Genomic DNA, 1,101 nt, shown 5'->3' with positions numbered 1-1,101 from the left:
GCAGGTCAATTTTTCCGAAGCAATGGAAAACGCTGCGATTAATCTTCCTCGTGCAATCGGAATTGGAGTGGGCGACTGGGCCAAAGGTTATGTAACGTCGAAAGAAAAAGGCAAAAAGCTTACCGGTTTCCTGATCTATATGCCCTTGGTCATGAAAGGCCCAGGCGGTGGTGTCGCAATTACCACTCCTGCGAAAGTTCGATTTGGACAGGAGAAAGTCCCGATCAAGATTGTCTTCGGGGGGCCTGCGGGTGCAGCCGGCCAGCTGACCGGCATCGGCATGGAGATGGGAAGTTTGCGGCAGTTGGTCAGAATGGATTACCATTCTTGGGCCCCAGGTCACGGTGGCATATCGGGGTTGCAAGGCGGGGAAATGGTCAACTGGGTTGACGGAAGTTTCCACTACCACGTTCGATTCTGGAATCAATGATGGAGAACAAGCTTAAACCGGAGACGAGCTCTGAAATTTTATGGGCTCTGTTCTCGTTGATGACGCTTGAGCCGAGCCGTCAAGTAGCGATTATGGGCGGGCTTCCTCATGAAAGTAATTCGAGCGAAAGCGACTTGACGGAGAATGGCGCGGCTTATTTTCTCACAGCGGTTCAAACGCTTCATGTGAGTTGGCTCGATGAGTTTGAGCCTTGTCCTATTGCACAACAATTATTTGATCTAGTATGGACGATGGACTATAGGCAATCGTACGAGAGTTTCATGAAAGATGAGAATTGGAAACGCCTCCGCGAATTAGCAACGGCTGCGCTTGACGAGGCAGGTATGGTTCGGTGGCCTGTGCCAAAATCACTTAATTTTAGTGACTTCATTGAAATCGTCCGGCCAGATGTGCCTCGATAGAGATGACCCTCCCGTCTAAAACGGCATTGCCGACATCGGCAATCTGAACACCATTGCCTCTCACAAGCGCGAACCACCCCCAAAACCCGCACGCCGTCGCCACGACATCTCCGATCAAACCTTGCTGCTGCTTGAACCCCTCTTGCCCGAGAGTAATACGAGAGTACGAGAGTAATAGAGGGACAGACCACGTTTTACGAAATATCTGCCCGGATTAGAACAATTCGCCCGATGCTGGCGCTATTATCC

At 51.0% G+C, this 1,101-nt stretch carries 2 protein-coding genes; both read left to right on the top strand.

Annotation, left to right across the window (positions count from 1 at the left end; all coding sequences use genetic code 11):
- A partial coding sequence (locus tag IGB42_RS21820; protein WP_159675658.1) for a hypothetical protein occupies positions 1 to 430 on the top strand: 430 nt, incomplete at its 5' end.
- On the top strand, positions 427 to 852 hold the full coding sequence (locus IGB42_RS21815; protein ID WP_159675657.1) for a hypothetical protein: 426 nt from the start codon (positions 427 to 429) through the stop codon (positions 850 to 852). The genes IGB42_RS21820 and IGB42_RS21815, both read left to right, overlap by 4 nt.
- The last annotated feature ends 249 nt before the right edge of the window (positions 853 to 1,101 follow it).

It is taken from the genome of Andreprevotia sp. IGB-42, assembly GCF_009848685.1.
GTDB lineage: Bacteria > Pseudomonadota > Gammaproteobacteria > Burkholderiales > Chitinibacteraceae > Andreprevotia.
Note: the sequence above shows the minus strand (reverse complement) of the source record. Positions and strands in the feature narration are given on the sequence as shown.

What these genes read in the sequence shown, in the direction of transcription:
- IGB42_RS21815 (WP_159675657.1), top strand. Translation starts at nt 427, where the DNA reads ATGATGGAGAACAAGCTTAAACCGGAGACGAGCTCTGAAATTTTATGG.